This is a genomic window from Faecalibacterium sp. i21-0019-B1, assembly GCF_042852915.1.
In the GTDB taxonomy this organism is placed as follows: domain Bacteria; phylum Bacillota; class Clostridia; order Oscillospirales; family Ruminococcaceae; genus Faecalibacterium; species Faecalibacterium taiwanense.
On record NZ_AP031425.1, the window covers coordinates 1,375,383 to 1,394,388 of the forward strand.

Consider the following 19,006-nt stretch of genomic DNA (forward strand, 5'->3'; position numbering starts at 1 on the left):
CCTCCAAACGGCCCCTGTGTAACTTATGAGGTCACAAGTATAATAGCATCATATTTGTAACCTGTCAAGTTATTTTTGATAATTGAATTAAAAATATTGTAAACTGGTGGTTTATCTGCTATACTATAGACATCAAAGGAGGTGCTCACGGTGACTGTAGGCGATCGCATTCGACAGGTACGTCAAGAGCAAGATGTAACCCAACAGGAGCTTGCCGATTACATCGGCGTATCAAAGCAGGCTGTATATAAGTATGAAAATAATATTGTAACCAATATACCGACAGACAAGGTTGACGCTATTGCCAAACGGCTGAAAGTATCCCCCGCCTACCTGATGGGCTGGGAAGAACAGCCGGAGCCCAAGAAGCCTACCATCCCCCCGGGCTTTGAGCCGATGCCAAAGATGAAGAAGATCCCGCTGATCGGAGCCATTGCCTGCGGGGAACCCATCACGGCAGAGCAGAACATTGAAAAAATGGTGGACGTGCCGGAGAACATCCGGTGCGATTTTTCCCTGACCTGCCACGGTGACAGCATGGTGGATGCCGGCATTCACGATAAAGACGTGGTGTATATCCGCATCCAGCCGGAGGTGGAGAACGGCGAGATCGCAGCGGTGCGCATTGATGGTGAAGCCACCCTCAAGCGGGTATATTACAACCCCGGCACGTTGACCCTGATGCCCGCAAACCCGGCTTATGCGCCCATGATCTACACCGGCCCCCAGCTGGAAGAGGTGCACATTGAGGGCAAGGCCGTAGGCTGGACGCACTGGGTAGGGTGAAAAGCGATATTTCACTAAAATTTGCGAAAAATAACCAATAATTGATTATTTTGCAAAATGAGTTGACAAAATCAACAAAAACGCATATAATAGGGGTGCATCTTTACAGGATGCCGTCAGAAACATGATGTTTCAAAATGCTTAACAGACCCCTGGTAGTAAGCCCCCCGCCGATATGGGGAAGGCTGAATCCTGGGGTCTTATTTTTTACCAAAGGAAGTGTAACACAAATGGCAAAGACAGCAATTCTGGTTGATGGCGGCTTTTACCGCAAACGTGCAGCCCACTTGTGGGGCAAAAAGACCGCCGAGGAACGTGCGAAGGAACTGAATGCTTACTGTATGGCTCACCTTCACGATAAGGACGGCAACGAGGAGCGTCAGCTGTACCGCATTTTCTATTACGATTGTGAGCCAGTAGGCCGCCGCAGCGTGTACCACCCGCTGACAAAGAAGAATGTGGATTTGGACAAATCTGATACTTATACATGGACGCAGACCTTTTTGGAAGAATTGCGGAAGCGCAGAAAATTTGCACTCCGCCTTGGTACATTGTCCAACCAAATAGCCTACAATCTGCGCCCGGATGTGACCCGCAAGCTTCTTGCTGGCACAAAGCAGCTGGAAGAGCTGACCGAGGACGATTTCGTTTTTGTGGCTCAGCAAAAGGGCGTGGACATGCGTGTTGGTGTTGATATTGCGTCACTCGCGTATAAGAAGCAGGTTGATCAGATCATTCTGATTGCCGGTGACAGTGATTTTGTCCCCGCTGCCAAGCTTGCCCGACGGGAGGGCGTGGACTTTATCCTTGACCCGATGTGGGCTGATATCAAGCCTGATCTGTTTGAGCATATTGACGGCCTGAAGAGCCAGTGGCGTAAGCGCAGCGAAAAAGCTGAAGCGAAGAAGTAAGGCCAAACAATGTGCAAATTTTGCACATTGCTTCCAGCCGTTGCAAAATCTGCAACAGCTCAATAAAAACAAAAAACGCCCCGGTGCTACCAACACCGAGAGCGTTTGCAGAGTGGCTTGCCCCAGAGGGTACAATCCAACATGAACACTTGTATTGTACCACCTCCGGGCAGGCTTGTCAAAGTGTACCCTTGTGTATGGAGGTGGATTTTATGAAAAAGAGAACCAACACGGCATTTTGGGTCGAGAAGGAAAGCCGCTGGTGCATCGCGGTGCAGAAGAACGGTACCCGCAAGCGCTTTTACAGCAGCACGCCGGGCCGAACAGGACAACGGGAAGCAAACGCAAAAGCGGACGCATGGCTGGATGACAGTATCCGGGACGGCAGGAAGAAGGTAGCCACCCTCTATGCCGAGTGGGTGGAAGAGCTGAAGCTCACCTGCGGCACATCCTATGTTGAGCAGTGCAAGAAATACGGAGATTACTATATTCTGCCTGTCTGTGGGGACATCCGCATTGACGAGCTGACCGAAGGCGATCTGCAAAAAGCCATCAATATGTCTTTCAAAAAGCGATGCCTTAAAAAGGAGCGTCAGCGTAGGTCAAGCGACAAGCCTTTGAGCCGCAAGACCATTATGACGATCCGCTCAACGGAGATCAGCTTTTTGAAATGGTGCCGCCGGAACAGGTACAGTACGATGTTCCCTGAGCTGTCTATCCCGAAGAATGCCCGCATGGGGAAGAAAAAGATTTTACAGCCGACCGCTTTGAAAGTTCTGTTTGATGTGGACACCCGCCTTTACTATGGCAAGCTGGTCTTTGACGAGTATGTCTATGCCTACCGGTTTGCAGTTGCTACAGGTGTACGCCCCGGTGAACTTGTGGGGCTCTGGTATGGTGATATCAAAGGAAACACGGTCAATCTGCGCCGCAGCATCAACCGGTTGGATGAGGAAACCACCGGCAAGAACGAAAACGCCATTCGCTCATTTGACATGGGCGAGGAAGCCCATGAGGCCTACGAAGCGCAGGTAGCCTTGCTGAAGGCTTCCGATATCCCGCTGAACTATACCACCCCTTTGTTCCAGATCCCGAACCAGAGAGCTTTATTCAAGCGCTGGAAGAAGTACCAGCGTGACAATGGCATTGAGCCTCAGGTCACGCTGTATGAGATGCGGCACACTTTCGTCAGCATTGAATCCGGCGTATTGACCGACAGCCAGCTGAAGATGCTGGTCGGTCACAGCAAGAACATGGATACTGCCGGAGTGTATCGGCACGAGCTTGATGGTCAGAGGGAAGATCTTGCTGCCGCTACCACCGCGGCATTCAAAAAGGCACAGGCCTGAATCTGGTAACAGTTTTGGTAACACTCTTTTTTGTAAATGTAGCAAAATACATGGGCTACAAACCAACCGCACTACCTTTTTAGCAAGTGTTTAGGCGCGTTGCAGATACGTTTTTGACGTCGCTCAATCATTTTTTGTTGTTCGACCCCCACTACCCGCATAAGAGAAAAAACGCGATGAGTTCTCAGAATTCATCGCGCTTTCTTTTATATAATAAATAGTGTTGTTCGAGCCCTCTTCCTCGCACAAAAAGAAACCGGTACAAAATGAGTACACCCCTGATAGACATTCCTATTGATTGGGACCCGCAGGCTAAGCAACAGCAACGGGTTGCGTTAGCTGATTTTTCCGCAGCCCCTTGGCAGGGCTTTGAAAAATCAGAACGCGGCCCCAACAACTCCTCCCTGTTTCAGCCGCAGGCTGCGGTCGTCGTTGTTGCACTGGGCTGATTGCTTGCGGCATAAATGCCGCCGCCTTGTTCGAGATCCCCTCCCTCGCACAAAAAGAAAAACCAGCACACGATGTGTACTGGTTTTTGGTGCGAGGGAGGGGACTCGAACGACAAGAAAATGACAGAATGACGTTTATTTTTGATGTCTTACTACGAATTCTTACATCCCTCTGCACGTGCTCCAAATCGCCCGGCGGTTGCGCCTTTGCGGGGCTGCCGGGAGTAGTATGCGTCCCCTCCCTGGTATGCATAACATAGAGGCGGGGAGAGGACTTGGCGCTGCAGCGCTGTGTAGCTTACTTCCCCTGTGCCTTCAGCTTGTCGTAGGTCTGGTCTGCCTGAAGGGCTGCAGGAATGAAGCTGTTGTTGTTCCACCAGCTCACCGGCGCGGCCACCGTGGTGATGCCGTGCGGCCTATTCCGTGTCATCCAAGCGAGTTACTGCATAAACCCGGAGCCCTTCCAGCTTGTCAATGACAGCGCTGTAAGCTGCTTCGGTTGCAAGGTGCGCGACTCGTTCCAGCTTGTCGCTTGCTTTCGATGCGGAGATGCTTTCGTCAGCGGCTGCGCCTTTCATGGCCCCCACCACTTCGAGCAAATCTTCAACACATACCGCGTTCATGGCTTACTTCCCCTGTGCCTTCAGCTTGTTGTAGGTCTGGTCTGCCTGAAGGGCTGCGGTGGTGAAGGAGTTGTTCTTCCACCACGCGACCAGCGCGGCCACGGTGGTGATGCCAGCGGTGACCAGCTGCTCCACGGTCTGGCTCTCGATGGGCAGGACGGGCTTGCCCAGTGCAGACAGCACCTGATTGGTCAGAGCCAGCAGCAGGCAGGCGGTGCGGGCAATGGTGCCTGCGGAGATGGTGGGTGCGTTGTAGGTGTGTGCGGTCATAGTCAGGTCCTTTCTCCCGGCAGCGCCGGGCTTGCATTTAATCGCGGATGGGCAGCGCCTTGGCCCGGTTATAAAGCTCGGTGCCGGTGCCATTGCCGCCCAGCGCGTGGTAACTTTGGTATAAGTATTCGAGGTTCTTCAGGCCGCTGGCATTGATCCAGCCCTGCTGGCTGTAGTAGGTGCACGCCTGATACAGCCGGTCATGCATGATGGCCAGCAGGCCGTCCTTGATGGTTTTGTACTCGGTTACTTTCTTTACGAGGTAGCCCCAGCCAAGACCCAGCAGCCAGATGGCTCCCTCCATCCAGTGCGCGGAGATGTACGAGAAAATCTGCTGCATTGGTATCAATCCTCCGAATCTTCAATGTTATCTTCCCACGCCTGCTGGATACGCTGGCCGTTGGCACAGACCACATCCATGGTAGCGTCGGCCTGAATGTTCGTTGCGATCAGCGCCTTGTCCATCGTGTCCATACCGAAATAGCCGGTGAACACTTCACCCGTGGGCAAAGGTGCGGCTATCGCGAGCTGACTGATTTTGTGCTCTTCCAGTGTAGCTAATACATCGGAGAGCCACGATGCATAAGGTGCATCAGAGATCAGGTAACTTGCCATGTTGTCCCCCTCACAGCGTCCACCGGCTCTTGTTCGGGCGGGTGTCCACGTGCACCCAGCCCTTGGCCCGGCCTGCCTTGACCGGGTAGCGGCCCACGCCGCCCCAGCCGGGCATCAGGCTCTCTGCGTAGGCGGCCACAGCCAGCGGGTCGGTATCCTGCACCTGAATGTCAGCGGCCCGGCCCAGCAGGTGCTGGCTGGATTTAGAGCCGCCCACCCTTGTGTTGTGGCTGGCCGTGCGGTAGCCGCTGGTGATGGTCACCGGCTTGCCAAAGTGCTCCCGGATGCACTGCAGCAGCACCACAAGGCCTTCGTCAATGAGGATGGTGTCGGTGCCGTCGCGGCAGCGGAACTCCCGCACGCGGAACGCGGGGGAGAGCTGCGCTGCGCCGTCCTTCTTCAGGCTATACTGTTTGATCGCCATATGTATCACGTCCTTTCACGGGGTCAGGCCCCGATTTTCACGTTCTCTTCCAGCTACTGATCTGCCTTGCCCTCAGCGTCCTTACTGCGTGATTTCCTCAAAGCCGCTCTTGATGAGAATTGCCTTGACCTTCTCCTTCAGCAGGCGGGGGCAGCGCTCATACAGAGCCTTTGCCTCCTCCATAGTCTCAGCAGACATGATTTCCTGTGCCCACAACATCGCCATCATACGTACCAACCTTTCTAATGTTTGTGTGATTTTATGCATAAACAATCTCGCTCATTTCAAGCAAGCACTGTTTCAACATCTCGTTTTCTTTTTGCAGTGCCGCCACCGTGTCCGGCAGCTTCTCCCGGGCTTCGGCCTTTTTGCGCGCTTCTTCCTGCGCGGCCAGCTCTTCGGCGGTGTAGCGGATGTACCTCTGGATGGGCAGCTGCTCGGTCCACGCGGGTCTTGCCGGTACGCCCGGCACATCAATGACCTTCCGCACATCCCTGCCGCCGCCGGGATACTCCGTTACGGTCTCGTAGTGGCTCACTTCCTCCACACCTTCCACAGCCGGGTGCTCCACTGGTTCGGTGTCATCGGTCAGGTAGCCCAGCGTCAGGTCGGGGCTTTCTACGACTGCGCCGGTCTCGTCAATGATCTTCATGGTTCAAACCCTCCTTTCTCATGCCACGCGCTGCCAGATGTGCACATAGTAGGCGGCAGGCTGCACGGTGGCGCTGCGGCCGTAGATGGCATTAGACTTGGACGCATCCAGACTGAACTTATATACATTAGAAAAGTTATTGTATTCGCCCGTAGTTGCGATCGCGCTGCCGGCAGTGAATGCGCCGGATACCTTATGTTCACCCTTTTTTACATCCGCGACAAAAGAGCCTGTGATGTTCGGCAGTCCGGCCTCCACGGTGGTGCCCGCTGCGTGGCCGCTGCCAGCACCCATCAGTACCCGGTTCTGCGCAATCTCCTGCCATGTACCGCCGAACAGTGCGGCAGGGCTTGTACGTGCGGTGCTCTGGTAGATGCTGCCCACGGGAAAAGGATCCACGCTTTTCAAGCTTTTCAACAGCGCATCCACCTCGGCACGGGTATAAAAGCTGCCACCCCTCATGGATTCGATCACGGCCTTCCACTGCTGCACCAGCGTGCCGGTGGGGATGCCATGCACACCATCCCGCATCACGCCGCAGACGGTCTCATCTGCGCGCGTGTCGTAGATGTCGGCGGCGGTAACGGCGGTGGAGCCTGCAGGGCGCTTGATCTCGGCAAGGCAGAGGTCGTAGATCAGCTCGGTGCGGGTGATGGCCGGGGCAGCAGGCCCGGCAGAATTCGGGACACCTTCCAGCACCTGCAGGCTGGTCTTTTTGGCGGCGGCATCGTAGCGCAGCACGATGCGGTCAATGCGGCTGCGTACAGGGTCCGCTTCGGTGAGCACCACGGTGGTGGGCTGCTCCATGATGATGCTGCGGCCCTTGAACCGTGCCGGGCGCACCCATGCCTGACCGGCGCTCACCTGTACGCTCAGGCCGCCCTGTGCCGTGACGGAGAAATCCTCCTCGGCGCTGTACACGCCGCTCAGGCGGGTGGCGAGGTAACCCGAAGCGTCGTCGGCATCGTAGGTAATGCCGTTTTCGGGGTAAGTAATGATATCAGCCATAAAGTCCTCCTTTCAGGTCTTGTGCCATGTGGGCGTGCCCAGCCGGATGGTGCGGGTGGTGCCGCTGTCCTCGCTCTGGGTGATGATGTCGGCTACCCGCACCATGGCGGTGTAGCCCAGCTGGGGCAGGCTTGCGCTCAACACGTCGCCCACCTGCAGGGTATCATCGTCCACGTCAAACTCGATGCTGCCGGTGCGCAGCTGGGCCAGCAGCTTTTCACCGCCCCGGTCAGCCAGCTTTTCCAGATAGCTCTGGCTGGTGCTGGTCTCGCCGTCCTCCGGCTGCACGTCACGGGCATCGACGTACATTTCCCGCCGGTCGGAGCCTGTAGCGTTCACATCGCCCACCCAGACGGTGGCGCGCTCGTCACCTTCGCCAGCGCCCTGCACAAGGGCGATGTTGGCGTAGTCGGTGTCGGCAAAGCTCCACCCGGCATTCAGCAGGTTGCCCCACCGGGGGCTGTATCTGCGGTTCGGGTCGAAGGTGGGCCGGAAGCACTCGAAGAGCAGCTTTTTCTTGCTGCCCTTGCCGTCCAGCACGATGCGGAACCCCAGATCACAGGCCTGCCCGATGGTCTTGCAGTAGTCGAACACCGTACCGCCGGAGGTCTGCTTTTCAAAGGTGGTGTCAAAGCCGTACTCGGTGCCCAGCGCAAGGCGGGGCCACGGCTTTGCGGCGCTCACAAGGCTGCGCATGGCGGCTTCGGCGTTCTGGTTCTTGATGCTCACCGCAGACACCCGCTTGGTCAGCAGCCATGTTGCCGGGTAGCCGGACACCACAAGGTTTGCGTCCTCGTTCTGGTTGGCGCGGGCGCAGATGCGCATGGGGATGCGGGAGTTCTCGTCGCTGCGCACCAGCCAGCGGCCCTCCTGCAAAAGCTGCAGGTTCTCGGTGGTGGGGCGCACCTCAAGGGTAAAGCTGCCCTCGGAGTAATAGGGACTGTCCCAATAGAGGGACACCCACACGTCCACCCAGCCCACGCGGGCAAGGGTGTCTGCGTCCAAAACGTCTATTCTCATAGCGGTTCGGGCAGGATGCCCGCCTCCATCGGGTAAAAGCTCACGGATGCCTGCAGGTAGCCGGAGCCGTTCTCGGCCTGCATGGAGAGCATGTTATCGCCGGGCTGCAGCTCGGTGAGGGTGCTGTCCTCGTCCAGCTTGGAGAAGATGTTCTCGGTCACGCCTGCCCGGGTCAGAGTGCAGGCCAGCCGGTCAGAGGTGCTGCGGTAGATTTCCAGCGTCTCGTCCGGCTGCAGGGTCAGGCCAAAGCCGATGAAGGCCCCGGTCTGCAGATCCACCACCTTTGGATGCGTCACCGGCATGTCGCACCGCAGGGTGGCCGTGAAGGGCACCGGCAGGCTGCCCTCGTTGCGTAGCACTGCCGCCGTGCCGTCCCGTTTGATGCCGTAGATGTGGCTGTCGTAGCAGACAGGAAAGCGGAACGCCTTTTCGTACCCGCCCAGCACGCTGCTGACGGCATTGAGGTCGTACCAGAAGGGCTTTTCGCTGTAGAGCATGAGCGAACAGCGCGGCTGCGGCGTGTAGCTGGAAAAGTAGGGCGTTTTCTGCAGCACGAACCGGGTGAAATAGTGGTCGCCAAAGTACAGGGTGCCCTTGGTGAAGTAGGGCAGCTTTTTGCTGAACGCCCGGGCATTGTCCAGCGCATACGCGCCCCAGAACACCACATCGAGGGTGCGGGACACGCCGGAGACGCTCTGACCCTCCACGGTGTCGCCAATCTGATTGACACCCTGCGCGGTCTGCAGGTCCACATCCACCCCGTTCAGCGGGTCGAGAACGTAAGGGGCATCGTAGTCCCAGCCCAGATGCAGGACGGCACCGGCATCAGTCACGATTTTGAGATGGTCCTTAAATAGCACAGTGTCCTCCTTTCATCGTTTGCGGGCCTTGGCCTTGTCGGCTTCCCAGCGGGTCTCGCGGGCAAGGTCGGCGGCGGTCTGAGCCTTGCTCTGGATGTACTGATTGATGGTGGTATCGCCCTCGCGGTGGTAGCTGCGGGCGGCGGACACCACCTGTGCTGTGCCGGATGCAGCCACGGTGCTGCCCAGACGCATGTTGTCGGAAAGCACCAGCGCCCCCGCCTGCCGGATCATATCGGCAAGGGCAGAGTTGGTCTTTTCCAGCGCCTTGGTGTTGGCGTTGATGGCATCTTCCAGACTACCGGTGCCGGTGGTGATGTCCACGCTGCCCATGCCGCCGGAGCCGGAGGACCCGCCGGAAGAGCTGCCGCGCCCGGACGAACCTTTCTTACTGAAAGAGCCGCCGATCGAGGCAACGATGCCCGCGATGACGGCAGCAAGGGCTACGCCCGCTGCGATCATCAGCAGAGCCTGCGGAGTGCCAAAGCCAGTAGGGAACAGCGCCGCAGCGATGGCATCCAGCATTGCTACGAACGCGCCGCCGATAGACCCGATCAGACTGCCCAAAGACGCAAGAATCTCCGGGAATGCGGAGATCAGGCCGCCTTTCATGCCCTGACTGATGGCAAGGGCCGCATTGCTCAGCGGTGTTTTTAGCCCGCCGAAGATCTCTATCAGGGTGGAGCCGAGGCCCTGCGCCTGCTGCCAGACCTCAGAGAAGCCGCCGGTCAGGCCGTTCACGATCTGCCCGCCAAGGTCGATAGCTCCCTGCACCAGCTGATCGCGGGCACCGCCCAGCGCTTTGTTGAGCTTAGTCACGATGCCAAGGGCAAAATCATTGACCTGCTTTTTCTGGTCGGCAGTCAGACCGCCGTAGATGGTGCTTGCCACCCACTTGCCGATGCTCAGCCAGTCCTGATTCTTGACGGCGGTGTACAGATCATCGAAGGTGCCCAGCACGCCGGTATCTGCTTCGGTCTGCAGCTCCTTCCACAGGCCGTCAAAGGTGTCTGCAGCGGATTTCTTGGTGGTCTCGGCTACCTGCACGGTGCCGTCTGCGGCGATGGTCTTGACCCGCTCGATGGTCACGAGGGCACCGTCCACCACGTCGTCGTAGACCTCGGTGATGACCTGTTTCTGGGTCTCGGTGCCGTCGGTCAGGGTCTCGGTGACGGTCTGGGTGGTGGTCTTGACCCCGTCTGCCAGCGTCTCGAAGGTGGAGGTGACCGTCTTGGCGGTCTCGCGGACGGTCTCCATGGTTTGCTTGACGGTCTTGGTGCCGTCGGCGGCAATGCTGGTGACGGTCTTGATGTCCTTCAGCACACCGCCCACCATCTGCCGGGAAGTCTCGGTGATGGTCTGTTTCTGCTGTGTAGCACCGTTCGCCATCCGTTCCGTGACGGTCTCCACGGTCTTGGCCACGCCATTGGTGAGGGTGGTGGCGCTGTCGGTTACGGACGCGACCACGGTCTTGGCTGCGTCCTTGACCTTCTTATTTCCACGATTGAGACCCTGAGCCAGACCGTTGCAAACCTGCACGCCGATCTCGTCAAAGACTTTGGACGGGGAGTGGATGCCCAGCCGCCCCTTGACCCCGGAGACAAGGCCGTTGATGCCGTTGCTGACCCACTTGGTCAGGCTGTTCCATGCGCCCTTGATACCGTTCAGCAGGCCGCTGACGATGTTCTCGCCAATATGGCCCCACTCGTCCATGCTGCCGTCCCACACGCCCACCAGCTTTGCTACGCAGGCGAGGGCGGCCTCCGCCAGATTCTCAAGACTGCAGACAATACCGTCCACCAGCGTGGTCAGCATAGCTGCACCGCACTTGAGGATGTCCGGCAGATGGGCGATCAGGGCAGCTGCCCATTTGGCGATCAGGGCAGCTGCCGCCGTGATGAGCTGGGGCAGGTTATCGGTGATGCCGATGACGAGGCTCTCCAGCAGCTGCATACCGGTGTCCATGATCTCGTCTGCATGGTCGCCGAGATAAAGCATAAACTCGGCAATGATCTCGGTGGCGCTGGTGAGCAGGGCGGGAGTGGCATTGATGATGCCTTGCGCGAGGGCTGCCAGCACCTCAGCACCGGTGTCCAGCATGGCAGGCATCGTGTCGGTCAGGTTCTGGGCCAGCTGGGTGATGATCTCCACGCCGGTGGTCATCAGCCCGGGCAGCTGCTCGGCAATGCCTGCCGCTAGATCGGAGATGATCTCACCGGCAGCGGCCAGCATAGCTTCGGGGCCACCCTCAGACAGGGCGGTGGTCAGCTGGGTGAGACAGTCTGTGCCCCACTTGACCGCTTCAGTCAGGGTGGGTTCCAGCTCATCATAGACGGCCAGCTGCATCCCCTCGAACGCCGAGGACATGATGGTCATAGCGCCCTGCAGATTGTCGATCTGAGTTTCAGCCATCTGCCCCATGGCACCGTCGGCGTTATCAATCTGGGCGGCCAAGGTGTTCCACTGATCACCCTGCGCCGCCAGCAGGCCGTTGACGGCGGCGAGGTCGGTCTTGTTGAACAGCTGGTTGATGATGCTGTCCTTCTGGCCCTGCGTCATGCCATTCATGGCACTGTTCAGGTCGCTCAAAATGTCGTTCAGCCCGCGCATTTTGCCCTGCGAATCGTAGACTTGCAGGCCCAGCTTCTGCATCTTTTTGGCTGCTTCGTCGGTGGGGGACTGCAGCGACAGGATGATGTTGCGCAGATGGGTACCGCCCTCCGCGCCCTTGATGCCCACGTTTGCCAGCAGACCCAGAGCGGTGGTCAGCTCGGTTGTGCCGCCCTTCAGATTGGCTGCGGTGCCGCCCACGGTCAGGATGGCTTCACCCAGCTGTGAAACGTTGGCATTGGCCTTGCTGGCCGCCATGGCCAGCTTGTTGCCGAAGTCGTCCACGTTCTGCTTGTTGGCTTCGATATTCAGCGAGGCCATAGCATCGGTGACGAGATCGGACGCATAGGCCAGATCCATGCCGCCTGCCGCAGCCAGATTCAGCACGCTGGGCAGCACCTCGGCGGCTTTATTTGCGTCATAGCCCGCCAGCGCCAGATAGTTCAGAGCATCCGCTGCCTGTGTAGCGGTGAACTTGGTGGTGCTGCCCATCTCTTTGGCGACCTTGGTCAGATTGTCGATCTGATCCACCGTGGTACCCATGGTGGCGGCTACCTGGGACATGGACGCATCAAAATTCATGCCGACGCTGACCGAGGATTTTGCCAGGCCCGCCAGCTTGGTGGCAGCGGTCTTGGTCAGGTCGGAAATCAGATTACCAGCGGCAACCGTCATGCTGGATACGCCTTTGGTAAAGCCGCTGGTGTCCAGCTTGGTATCGCCGGTAATGCTGTAATCTGCCACGTGTGTCCACCTCTCAGTCGTGAGCGCGGGCACAAGGGCACAGGCTTAAAGTTTTATCTCGATTTCCCGCTTACAGGCGGGATTTTTGCACTTTACCCACACGCCGACAGCTGCGGCGTGTGGTTCTGCCCATACCGGCAGCGGTCTGCCGCAGTGCGGGCAGGGGATGGGAGCGCGTTCAGCGGCCACGGAAACGGGCAATGAAGCTTGCATTGTGCTCTTCGACGGTCTGCGCACGTGCTGCACCCCCTCTCAGCTCAGCGGGCAGGGCAAAGCGTTCCCGCTGCTCTTCGTAGATGCGGCGCTTCTCCGGGTCCATGTCGGAAAGGTCTGCGGTGCGCCAGTCGATGATGCGGCTGAACATGCAGTCCTCGCCGATCACGCCCCGCAGCAGCGCCCGGAAGCGGAACCAGTGGACGTGCTCGGTCGTCAGGTCGATGCCGTACAGCCGCTGGAACGCGGCCACAATGTACGGCGCGTCGCACTGGTAATCAAAGGGCAGTGTAGCTGGTGCTTCCGATTCACCGGAGGTGTCACCGCCGGATGCCGCCTTTTCACCCGCCTGATAAAATTCCAGCAGGTGCCGGTACCCGTCAAAGAGCATCTGGTCGTCCGTCAGAAAGCAGTGTGGGTCTTTGTAAAAACGCCAGAGGGCGCTCCGGGCAAAGCCCACCGGGTCAGTGTTAACACTGACCCGGACATAGGAGTTGACCAGCCAGACCATGGGCCGGAAATCCGGGACGATCTCGTGTCCGTGCCACCGGGTGGGCAACTCGTCCAGCAGCAGATCAGACATGGCGCTCTGCGGCGATCTGCAGTGCGTATGCCGCCAGCTGCTGCATGGCATCAGGATCGTCCCGCAGAGCGTCTACGGCCTGCCGGGCATCGATCAGCTGCTCGGTTTTCTGCTCGTCGGTCAGAGCGGGAACCACCACGTCGGGCTCACCACCGTAAGAGACCTCAGTCTGACCACGGATGAAGGTGTCCTCGGTTGTAGTCTTGGGCGTAGAAATGACCTTGTAGGGGACGGTCTTTTTCTGTTTAGCAACGGCACGGCGCTGCTCGCGGTTCATGGGCATTGCAGCCGCCTGCTTTACGGTGGCCTGCTCTGCGGCGATGGCTTCCTTGATGGCGTTCGTCACACGGACACAGGCACCAAAGTTGTTTCCGTCCAGGCCCAGACGTTCTGATGCGCCCTCGCCCAGCAACTCGTCGAAGTAGCCCATCATAAGGCGGCACTGGCCGCGCAGGATGTCGGCGGTGCCCGTATGCGCGCGCTTGCTCTCGCGGTCAGAAGCCGCCTGCATGTGCTGCTGCGCCGCGTCCATACGGTCGAGGTCGTTGGCGTTCAGCGCCGAAAATTCAAATTCCTGTCCACAGATGATCATGTATCTGTACCTCCTATAAAATGCGCCCCTGCCAGAGGTGACAGGGGCGATATTGGTTTTATGTTACGCGGTGACGTCGGTCAGGTAGTTAAAGTCCTTGGGCGTGCCGACGGCCTTAACGTCCACCGCAAAGGTGGCGGGGGCGTTTGCGGAGCCGCCCACGTCGCTGGTGACGACCAGAGAAGCATTGCCCGTCTCGCCCTTACCGGTGCGGACGCTGAAGTAAACGTAGGGTACGATCACGTCCTTACCGGTGCCGTACTTGATTTTGTGGCTCAGCACAAAATCCTGAAACGCGTCGCCTACGCAGCGGTTGCCGTTGACAGCAAGGGTGCGCTGGGCGCCGGTCTTGGTGGTGACGGTACCGGTGCGGATGAACGCCTCGTCCGTGGTGGAAGCATTCAGGGAGCCGGAGTGTTCCTTCACGTGGTCGGCGCAGACGATCCATGCGGATTCTTTGGTCTGCTTGGTTTTATCAGTCTGAATGGCGAGGATGAAGTCGTCGGTGTTCTCCTCGCCTGCATAGTCGGCGCTGGGCTCGATGTCCTTCTCGGACTTGAGCGCGGCCAGAGTTTCGGCAACAGTCATAGATTATCTCCCTTTCTGGTAGTACTGGAGTTGAAGTTGAATCTGGAAGCGGCAGCTGCTGGCATCCTGGCTCATGATGTATCCGGGGGACAGGCAGACCACCTTTTCGGCCTTTTTGCCGTCAGACAGCGCCGGAAGGTTCCGCCGTCCGGACTGTTTCTCTACCCACTCGGCAAATTCATCCCAGAACGCGCTGTTTGCGGCCTGCTGGACGACCTCGGGCGAGTAGACCATGCGGGATGCCAGAACATAGTTCTTCGCCCGGCGGCTGCCGAGGAAGAACTGCTCCAGCACCATTGCCGTGGGTGTAGCTTCCAGTGAGAACTGCATCTGCCCGGTGTCGGCACCCAGATATTCGATGGAGAACACAACATCCCCGTTGTTGAGCGTCGTTGCCAGCGGGCAAGAGGCCAGCCAGTCCAGCATGGCTTTGATGTCTGCGGTCTGGCTCATTTGTTGACCTCCTTAGCACGGGTCTTGACAAACTGGATAAAGTCCTCTTTGTGGTCGTCTACGCAGCGCTCGCCCCAATGAGGCCCGCAGCCGTCCTCTCGGACACCCTGCCCACAGGGCAGACGGTAGTACTGCACGGCTGCGTAGGGCGTGGTGTGCCGGATCAAGCCACTGCCCAGCACCGTGCTGTCCTTGGCGCTGCCTCGCAGCGCTCCAGTGCGTACCGGAACATAGGGCGTGACCAGCCGGATGAACTCGCCGTCCGCTTCCTTCTGCAGGCGCTGAAAGCCTGCCTCGGTGCGGTGCTGGAAATTCGGGTCCCAGTGGATGCCGAGGTTGATCGGGCCGCTCATCCTGTCACCTCCACGTACCAGTGCGGGCAGCGCCCGTCCCGGTTATCCTGTACGCTGGTGACGGTGCCGACGTGCCCGCTAGGCAGTGTCACCTTATCCTCCGGGGCCAGCGTCCAGTGACGGGCCCTTGCGGCTTCGTCTGCGGCCTTGAAGGCGGCAGGGTCGAGAAAGGTGCTTGCCGCGTCCAGCGGCGGTTCTGCTGTGCTCTGCGGGGCTGCTGTGGAGTGGCCCGGAAAAATGCAGATCTCGGAGCTGCTTTTCGGGGCAAAGCCGGAGCCTGCACCGGACTGTGCGCCGGTACCGGCTGCGGCCACCTCGCGGCAGCTCACGCCAGACAGCACCGTGGTGTAGCTGGTGCTGCCAGTGCCCTGCCGGATGCAATGCACCAGCGTGACACTCTTTGTTGCGAGAAGAGGTTTGCGCATGGCGGGCCTCCTCTCAGCGTCTGCGGGGCGGGTGATACACGCCGCCCTGATACAGCATCCACCGGGTAGACGGAGCAGAGAGCACCTCGTGCACGATCTGGCTCTGCCGTTTGCCCAGATACGCCTGCATATCCATGCCGCTGGCATAGCTCTCGGTGTAGCCGTGATTGCTCACGCTGGTCACACCGTCCCAGCTGGCGCTGACCTCTTCGGAGAGGGCCACCAGCCGGGCCTGACACTGTGCCAGAAGCGCCAGCTGTTCGGGCTCTTTGGCAAGGCTGGCGCACCAGCGTGTGGCGCTCTCGATGAAGAATGCTGCGTCCACCGCCCGCGGGGTGAACTCTGCCTCGGTCAGCGCAGATCCGGGGTGCTGCGCGAGGTACTCAGGGTAGGTCAGCCAGCTGTCCATAGGTTACTCCTCGGCAAAGTTTGCCTTGGGGATGGTGATCTTGCCCATGCGCACGTTCTTGTGGTCGAACTTCAGCGCCCAGTTTGCCTTGTTGGTGAACTCGTCATCCGTCGGGGTGGGCTTGTTGATCTTATCGCCGTCAAAGGAGACGCCGTTCGGGTGCAGGATGAAGGAGCGGTTATTGTACAGGATATCGGTGCCGCCTGCCTTGGCCGCGTCATACTCGGTGTAGTCCGGGGTGATGACTTTAGGATCGGCAGTCAGGACGGAACCCTGGCCCAGCAGGAAGCTGTTGTAGTTGGTGCCGTCGTCGGTGCCGCGGTCATTCTCGACCACAACCAGACCGTTGATGGTGGGCAGGCTGACTTCCTTCTGCAGCACGTTGGTGATTACGTACTTGTTGTAGTTCAGCAGGCCCAGCTTCTTGTATTCGGCCAGAATCTTGGAGTGCACCACCAGCAGACCGAACTTTCCGGAGAAATCGCCCAGGGCGGACTGCTGCACATCGATCAGCTGGTTGGCGGTGACGCCGCCGGTCTTGACGGTCAGGGTATGGTTCGCCAGCCCGGACAGGCCCAGGACGGAATCCACCAGCTTGACCAGCAGGCTCTGCTTGTACATGCGCCAGTAGCGTCCGGTGTTGCGGGCAACAGCGGCCATAGGGTCGGCGGCAGTCAGCTCACGGGTCAGCTCGGTGGCCTTCCATGCCTTCATGCGGTCGATGCGGATCCAGGACTGCTTGCCGCCGGAGATCTCGGTGGGCACGTTATCATTGGTGCCATCACGGACCAGCGGGGCGTCGGTGTCAGGGTCCAGCGGGTTATAGAAACGGATGGCGCCCATCGGGCTACCGTTATCCAGAGAAGTGGCCAGACTCTGGTCGCTTGCCAGAATACCGGAGGCAAGGATGGAATCGGAGAAGGTGGCCTCCTGATCCACGAAGCCCTGATAGACCTCGGGGTCAAACGGAAAACCACCAAAAGTGCCGGGAATAGGCATAGTTCAGTTACCTCGTTAGTGTCGTGCAGCTCTCACCAAAGCAGAGAGCTGCTGGAAAAGTGCCGGATTGCGGGTGCGCAGGGCCATGCGCTCGGCACCGGTCATCTGGAGAAACTCCTGCAGGGTGGGTTGTGCATTGCCGCCCTGGCTGCGGGGCTTCGGGACGATGATCGGGTTAGTAGGCTCCTGCGGCTCAGCGCCCGGCTGCGGGCCTGCGCCGTCCTGCGGGGCGGGGGCACCCTGCTGGAACAGGTACGGCTTGCGGGATTTGAGGTCAGCGAATGCCTGCTTGACATCCTCGGCCTGATTCTTGCTCTCGCGCAGTGTAGCTCTGTTCGGCAGCAATGCGATAGCATCGTTCTCGTCCAAAGCACCGGCCTCGTGGGCCGCAGCGCGCAGCACACCGTTGAAGGCGAACTCTGCAGCCTGCTGGCTCAGCTGATTGGTCAGGTTGGTGATCTGACTGCGCAGATCGTTGACGTCCACGCCGTCGAAGGCCGCCAGACCCTGCTGTGCAGTGGCCAGCTGCGCCTGCAGGCCCTGTACAGTGGCCTGATGGGCGGCTGCGTCTAGACCGTGCAGCCGCATCACTGCGTTGATCTGCTCTTCGGTCAGGCCCTCGATGGCTTTCAAATCCTCACGTTTCATGGTCTACCTCCCATTGGGCCTACAGCATTGTTGTCGCGTTGCTGTGCGCGGGCCCTTGCACCTCTCTGACACCGGGTGCGTGGTGTAATCTGGTGCTATCGTATCACACTCCGGCGGGCAAAAACGTTATGACTTGAGCGCTGCATACCTGAAACAAAGCATACCAAAATCCCTATAAACCCTACGCGTGCGGGCATCAAGCGCGTTCTCACGCATGTATACTCTTCTTTTCTTCTGATAAGGGTCAGGATAAGAGTTTGAGTATGTCTCTGTATGTTTTGCCCAAAAACCCGCATGAACACTCACTTTTTCGTGTCTACAAACTTTGTATGCAACCTTTTGTTGCAACTGACAGGATTTCTGTTGCAACTGTATGCAAGCAAAACGCCCCGTGCCGGGAGGTCTGTCCTCTTCAGCGCGGGGTGTTTTGTGGTGTAGCGGTCACTTCTCGTCCGGGGCGAGGATAAGCTGGGAGCCATCCGGGAGGATGAATGCCAGCCTTGCGCCGCAGAGGACGGCAGCCTTGGCGAGGTCTTTTGCCGACCAGCTGTCCCTACGCAGCTTGTTACTCATGGCCTGCGGGGTGGTCATGCCGAACGCTGCGGCAAAAGTGCTTTGGTCGGTGCTGGTCAGTTCCAGCAGGGCTTTCACTCTGGATGATGTGGTCATTTTGGGTCACTCCTTCCTGCCACAAGGATATGACTTGCCATGGCAAAAGTCAACAACAAAAAGAAATTAAAAAATAAATCAAAAACAACTTGACTTTGTGCTTGCGCAGAGGTAACATACAGCCATCGGAAGGGTTTCTGGATAAAAAATAACGGAGGAAAACGAAAAATGGCAAATCCGAACGAGATGAGCAAGACCGAGATGCGGCTGGAAATCAACGCGGCCGAAGCAGTGGTGAACAATGGCGGTACCCTTTCGCAGGAGCAGTGGGACCGCGTGTTTAAGATGCTGCAGCTGGTCAAGGAGGACTAAACCATGAAGAAGAAGGAACTGCGCGGCCATCTGGGGATGCTGGCGTTCAGTATGGACTCTCAGTGGTGCGTCATGCACCGGGAGGACCTGCCGGAGCCGACCCGGGTGTGCGCCGAGGGTCAGTACCAAGGGATGATCTTCACCCTCACCGTTCTGGGCGGTGACTGGGTCAGGGACGACAAGGGCAAGCATCGGGCGTTTCTGATGGGCGAATCCAGCCGTGACACCGACGAGTACACCAACAAGGAGGACTGAACCATGCGTGATCTGAGCATCGAAGAGATCAAGACCGCCGCCGATCCGGTGGCTGCCTGCAAGGAGCAGATTCGCCGCTGGAAGATTTCTTATTCCCGCTACTGCGGCTCCCGCCGCGGCGGTCTGTATTATGAGGATCATATCGCAGCGCTGGAAAGGTTGCTGCGCGAGCTGAAGGAGGACTGA

Annotated in this window: 29 protein-coding genes; 7 read left to right on the forward strand and 22 right to left on the reverse strand. The window is 58.5% G+C overall.

The features are described 5' to 3' along the window. Nucleotides 1–150: 150 nt before the first annotated feature. The 4 genes from ACGHP1_RS06935 to ACGHP1_RS06950 all read left to right on the forward strand — a co-directional run bounded on the left by ACGHP1_RS06935 (nucleotide 151) and on the right by ACGHP1_RS06950 (nucleotide 3,495). Entirely contained in the window at nucleotides 151–786 is a 636-nt protein-coding gene (locus ACGHP1_RS06935) for a LexA family protein (RefSeq protein ID WP_390508607.1), read from the forward strand. Between the two features lie 230 nt (nucleotides 787–1,016). Continuing rightward, entirely contained in the window at nucleotides 1,017–1,697 is a 681-nt protein-coding gene (locus ACGHP1_RS06940; RefSeq protein WP_337678828.1) for an NYN domain-containing protein, read from the forward strand. Nucleotides 1,698–1,909: 212 nt separating this feature from the next. Continuing rightward, on the forward strand, nucleotides 1,910–3,046 hold the full coding sequence (locus ACGHP1_RS06945) for a tyrosine-type recombinase/integrase (protein WP_390508609.1): 1,137 nt from the start codon (nucleotides 1,910–1,912) through the stop codon (nucleotides 3,044–3,046). A 266-nt stretch (nucleotides 3,047–3,312) separates the two neighbouring features. Continuing rightward, entirely contained in the window at nucleotides 3,313–3,495 is a 183-nt protein-coding gene (locus ACGHP1_RS06950) for a hypothetical protein (RefSeq protein ID WP_390508611.1), read from the forward strand. A gap of 298 nt (nucleotides 3,496–3,793) precedes the next feature. Here ACGHP1_RS06950 and ACGHP1_RS06955 read toward each other — a convergent pair whose 3' ends face one another. The 22 genes from ACGHP1_RS06955 to ACGHP1_RS07060 all read right to left on the reverse strand — a co-directional run bounded on the left by ACGHP1_RS06955 (nucleotide 3,794) and on the right by ACGHP1_RS07060 (nucleotide 18,253). Further along, a complete protein-coding gene (locus tag ACGHP1_RS06955; RefSeq protein ID WP_390508614.1) occupies nucleotides 3,794–3,925 on the reverse strand; it encodes a hypothetical protein in 132 nt (43 codons plus the stop codon). Beyond that, nucleotides 3,912–4,118 (reverse strand): hypothetical protein, encoded by a 207-nt coding sequence (locus ACGHP1_RS06960; RefSeq protein ID WP_390508616.1) that lies wholly within the window; start codon nucleotides 4,116–4,118, stop codon nucleotides 3,912–3,914. The genes ACGHP1_RS06955 and ACGHP1_RS06960 overlap by 14 nt, the downstream gene beginning before the upstream one ends. Before the next feature lie 3 nt (nucleotides 4,119–4,121). Then, nucleotides 4,122–4,388, reverse strand: a complete 267-nt coding sequence (locus ACGHP1_RS06965) for a phage holin (RefSeq protein ID WP_390508619.1) — start codon at nucleotides 4,386–4,388, stop codon at nucleotides 4,122–4,124. Nucleotides 4,389–4,425: 37 nt separating this feature from the next. After that, nucleotides 4,426–4,728 (reverse strand): hypothetical protein, encoded by a 303-nt coding sequence (locus ACGHP1_RS06970; protein ID WP_337678831.1) that lies wholly within the window; start codon nucleotides 4,726–4,728, stop codon nucleotides 4,426–4,428. Between the two features lie 5 nt (nucleotides 4,729–4,733). Further along, a complete protein-coding gene (locus ACGHP1_RS06975; RefSeq protein WP_390508622.1) occupies nucleotides 4,734–5,003 on the reverse strand; it encodes a hypothetical protein in 270 nt (89 codons plus the stop codon). A 10-nt stretch (nucleotides 5,004–5,013) separates the two neighbouring features. Continuing rightward, a complete protein-coding gene (locus tag ACGHP1_RS06980; protein ID WP_390508625.1) occupies nucleotides 5,014–5,427 on the reverse strand; it encodes a YcbK family protein in 414 nt (137 codons plus the stop codon). A gap of 81 nt (nucleotides 5,428–5,508) precedes the next feature. Next, nucleotides 5,509–5,655 carry a hypothetical protein gene (locus ACGHP1_RS06985; RefSeq protein ID WP_349137301.1) on the reverse strand — a complete coding sequence of 49 codons (147 nt, stop codon included), beginning with the start codon at nucleotides 5,653–5,655 and terminating at the stop codon, nucleotides 5,509–5,511. Between the two features lie 31 nt (nucleotides 5,656–5,686). After that, nucleotides 5,687–6,079 carry a hypothetical protein gene (locus ACGHP1_RS06990; protein WP_390508627.1) on the reverse strand — a complete coding sequence of 131 codons (393 nt, stop codon included), beginning with the start codon at nucleotides 6,077–6,079 and terminating at the stop codon, nucleotides 5,687–5,689. A gap of 18 nt (nucleotides 6,080–6,097) precedes the next feature. Further along, nucleotides 6,098–7,087, reverse strand: coding sequence for a phage baseplate protein (locus tag ACGHP1_RS06995; protein WP_390508629.1), 990 nt, complete (start codon nucleotides 7,085–7,087; stop codon nucleotides 6,098–6,100). A gap of 12 nt (nucleotides 7,088–7,099) precedes the next feature. Continuing rightward, nucleotides 7,100–8,092 (reverse strand): siphovirus ReqiPepy6 Gp37-like family protein, encoded by a 993-nt coding sequence (locus ACGHP1_RS07000; RefSeq protein ID WP_390508631.1) that lies wholly within the window; start codon nucleotides 8,090–8,092, stop codon nucleotides 7,100–7,102. An 11-nt stretch (nucleotides 8,093–8,103) separates the two neighbouring features. After that, the gene (locus ACGHP1_RS07005; RefSeq protein ID WP_390508633.1) at nucleotides 8,104–8,967 is read right to left on the reverse strand and encodes a phage distal tail protein; all 864 of its coding nucleotides are present in this window, start codon (nucleotides 8,965–8,967) and stop codon (nucleotides 8,104–8,106) included. Between the two features lie 12 nt (nucleotides 8,968–8,979). Further along, entirely contained in the window at nucleotides 8,980–12,321 is a 3,342-nt protein-coding gene (locus ACGHP1_RS07010; RefSeq protein WP_390508635.1) for a phage tail tape measure protein, read from the reverse strand. 178 nt (nucleotides 12,322–12,499) lie between these two features. After that, nucleotides 12,500–13,117, reverse strand: a complete 618-nt coding sequence (locus ACGHP1_RS07015) for a Gp15 family bacteriophage protein (protein WP_390508638.1) — start codon at nucleotides 13,115–13,117, stop codon at nucleotides 12,500–12,502. Next, nucleotides 13,110–13,709 (reverse strand): DUF6673 family protein, encoded by a 600-nt coding sequence (locus ACGHP1_RS07020; protein ID WP_390508640.1) that lies wholly within the window; start codon nucleotides 13,707–13,709, stop codon nucleotides 13,110–13,112. Before ACGHP1_RS07020 ends, ACGHP1_RS07015 begins: the two co-directional genes overlap by 8 nt. Nucleotides 13,710–13,772: 63 nt before the next feature. Continuing rightward, the gene (locus ACGHP1_RS07025; RefSeq protein ID WP_390508642.1) at nucleotides 13,773–14,297 is read right to left on the reverse strand and encodes a phage tail tube protein; all 525 of its coding nucleotides are present in this window, start codon (nucleotides 14,295–14,297) and stop codon (nucleotides 13,773–13,775) included. A gap of 3 nt (nucleotides 14,298–14,300) precedes the next feature. Then, nucleotides 14,301–14,750, reverse strand: a complete 450-nt coding sequence (locus tag ACGHP1_RS07030; protein WP_390508644.1) for a hypothetical protein — start codon at nucleotides 14,748–14,750, stop codon at nucleotides 14,301–14,303. Next, nucleotides 14,747–15,103: a capsid protein gene (locus ACGHP1_RS07035; RefSeq protein WP_390508647.1), complete on the reverse strand. Its 357-nt coding sequence runs from the start codon at nucleotides 15,101–15,103 to the stop codon at nucleotides 14,747–14,749. The genes ACGHP1_RS07030 and ACGHP1_RS07035 overlap by 4 nt, the downstream gene beginning before the upstream one ends. Continuing rightward, entirely contained in the window at nucleotides 15,100–15,528 is a 429-nt protein-coding gene (locus ACGHP1_RS07040; protein ID WP_390508649.1) for a hypothetical protein, read from the reverse strand. Before ACGHP1_RS07040 ends, ACGHP1_RS07035 begins: the two co-directional genes overlap by 4 nt. Before the next feature lie 13 nt (nucleotides 15,529–15,541). Next, complete coding sequence (locus tag ACGHP1_RS07045; protein ID WP_390508651.1) at nucleotides 15,542–15,937, reverse strand: hypothetical protein; 396 nt, start codon at nucleotides 15,935–15,937, stop codon at nucleotides 15,542–15,544. A gap of 3 nt (nucleotides 15,938–15,940) precedes the next feature. Continuing rightward, nucleotides 15,941–16,936, reverse strand: coding sequence for a hypothetical protein (locus tag ACGHP1_RS07050; RefSeq protein ID WP_390508653.1), 996 nt, complete (start codon nucleotides 16,934–16,936; stop codon nucleotides 15,941–15,943). Between the two features lie 15 nt (nucleotides 16,937–16,951). Further along, nucleotides 16,952–17,584, reverse strand: coding sequence for a phage scaffolding protein (locus tag ACGHP1_RS07055; protein ID WP_390508655.1), 633 nt, complete (start codon nucleotides 17,582–17,584; stop codon nucleotides 16,952–16,954). Nucleotides 17,585–18,025: 441 nt separating this feature from the next. Then, nucleotides 18,026–18,253 carry a hypothetical protein gene (locus ACGHP1_RS07060; protein ID WP_337678966.1) on the reverse strand — a complete coding sequence of 76 codons (228 nt, stop codon included), beginning with the start codon at nucleotides 18,251–18,253 and terminating at the stop codon, nucleotides 18,026–18,028. Nucleotides 18,254–18,421: 168 nt separating this feature from the next. Between ACGHP1_RS07060 and ACGHP1_RS07065 the strand changes: the two genes are divergently transcribed. Genes ACGHP1_RS07065 through ACGHP1_RS07075 form a run of 3 tightly spaced genes read left to right on the forward strand, consistent with a single transcriptional unit; the run spans nucleotide 18,422 to nucleotide 19,006 of the window. Continuing rightward, the gene (locus tag ACGHP1_RS07065; RefSeq protein ID WP_390508658.1) at nucleotides 18,422–18,565 is read left to right on the forward strand and encodes a hypothetical protein; all 144 of its coding nucleotides are present in this window, start codon (nucleotides 18,422–18,424) and stop codon (nucleotides 18,563–18,565) included. Between the two features lie 3 nt (nucleotides 18,566–18,568). Further along, a complete protein-coding gene (locus ACGHP1_RS07070) occupies nucleotides 18,569–18,820 on the forward strand; it encodes a hypothetical protein (RefSeq protein WP_390508660.1) in 252 nt (83 codons plus the stop codon). A 3-nt stretch (nucleotides 18,821–18,823) separates the two neighbouring features. After that, complete coding sequence (locus tag ACGHP1_RS07075; RefSeq protein ID WP_390508662.1) at nucleotides 18,824–19,006, forward strand: hypothetical protein; 183 nt, start codon at nucleotides 18,824–18,826, stop codon at nucleotides 19,004–19,006.